Source organism: Actinomycetota bacterium (genome assembly GCA_005774595.1).
GTDB lineage: Bacteria > Actinomycetota > Coriobacteriia > Anaerosomatales > D1FN1-002 > D1FN1-002.
Genome location: VAUM01000431.1, coordinates 1 through 1,374, shown reverse-complemented (window position 1 = coordinate 1,374; position 1,374 = coordinate 1). Strand labels below are relative to the sequence as shown.

The 1,374-nt window shown below is 69.1% G+C and carries 2 protein-coding genes; one reads left to right on the top strand and one right to left on the bottom strand.

Translation table 11 applies throughout. The features are described 5' to 3' along the window. The first annotated feature begins 18 nt into the window (after positions 1 to 18). On the top strand, positions 19 to 780 hold the full coding sequence (gene holA / locus FDZ70_10725) for a DNA polymerase III subunit delta (GenBank protein ID TLM65926.1): 762 nt from the start codon (positions 19 to 21) through the stop codon (positions 778 to 780). Positions 781 to 783: 3 nt separating this feature from the next. Here the strand turns inward: holA and FDZ70_10720 are convergent, their stop codons facing one another. After that, positions 784 to 1,050, bottom strand: a complete 267-nt coding sequence (locus FDZ70_10720; protein ID TLM65925.1) for a 30S ribosomal protein S20 — start codon at positions 1,048 to 1,050, stop codon at positions 784 to 786. Between the last annotated feature and the right edge of the window lie 324 nt (positions 1,051 to 1,374).

The window sequence follows — 1,374 nt, the reverse complement described above, 5'->3', positions numbered from 1 at the left end:
GTGAGAGACATCGAGAAGATGGCGGCTGCCGGCCAAGGCATCCTCGCCGACTACGTCGCCGACCCCGCGCCGTTCACGACGCTCGTGCTGTCGGCCGCCAAGCCGGACAAGCGCACTCGCCTGTACAAGGTCTGCGAGTCCGCCGGCTACGTGAGCGAGTTCAAGGCGCCGAAGCGCGCCGCGTTCGGCAAGGCGGGGGAGTATGGCGGCAAGGTAGTGGAGATGTTCTCCGCGCGCGGCAAGCGCATCGGCAAGCAGGCCGCCGAGCAGCTGGTCGAGGCGGTGGGCGAGGACCTACGACGCCTGTCGATCGAGGTCGGAAAGGCGTGCGCGTACGTCGGCGACGCGGATACCGTCACGGGCGCGGACATCGACGCCGTGCTGTCGCTGGCCGCTCCGACGTCGGTGTGGGACTTCATCGACGCGTTCGGCGAGCGCGACACCCGCGAGGCCCTCAAGCTGCTGGCCGGGCTCATCTCGGAGGGCGAGACGCCGATCGGCCTTTGGGGACTGACGCTGATGCATCTGCGTCGGCTGCTCGCCGCCCGCGCGATGCTCGACCGCGGCGAGCGCACGCCCGCGATCATGCGCGAGCTGGGCCTCAAGAGCGACTGGCACTGCCGCAAGATCGAAGGGCAGGCGAAGCGGTACACGGCTGCGGAGCTTGAGTGCGCGCTGCGCGAGGCGGCCGCGACCGAGCAGACAATGAAAACGAGCCGGGATGACCGGCTCGCTCTCGAACGCTGGATCGCCCGCGTGTGCGGGGGGTGTGCCGCCTAGGGCCTACGAACCCATCCGCTTCACGGCGCCCATGACGCCGGACTTGCGGTTGGCGGCCTGGTTCTTGTGGATGACGCCCTTGCTGGCCGCGACGTCGAGCGCCTTGCAGGCCTCTGCGGCCTTCTCGGCCGCGACGGCGGCGTCCCCGGCCTCGACGGCCTGGCGCGCGCGCTTGACCGCGGTCTTGAGCGACGAGCGGACGGCCTTGTTGCGGGCCTGCGCCTTCGCGTTGGTGATGACGCGCTTCTTCTGGCTCTTGATGTTCGCCAACTTCTCGGTTCCTTCCACGCCTCGTGATTGTGGTGCCCTCCGCAGTGGGGTGCGGACGAACCTGCACACTCTAACACACGCCCCCGGGCGGTTCCAGCGATTCGAGGCGGCTCGACGGACGGGCCCGTAGTGACGGCAGGGACGCGAAGGGGCTACCATCGACGCAGCGGGTCTTTGAGCGCTTCTGGCGCAAGCGAGCGCTCGTGCGGCACGGGGTGGACGTGCAGCGTCCGAGGGGGGTGATGTCGGTGACGATCGACGACACGATTCGTGAGGTGCTGGCACCCCTCGTTGGCAAGCCCGTGGCCGAGATCTGCATCCGCT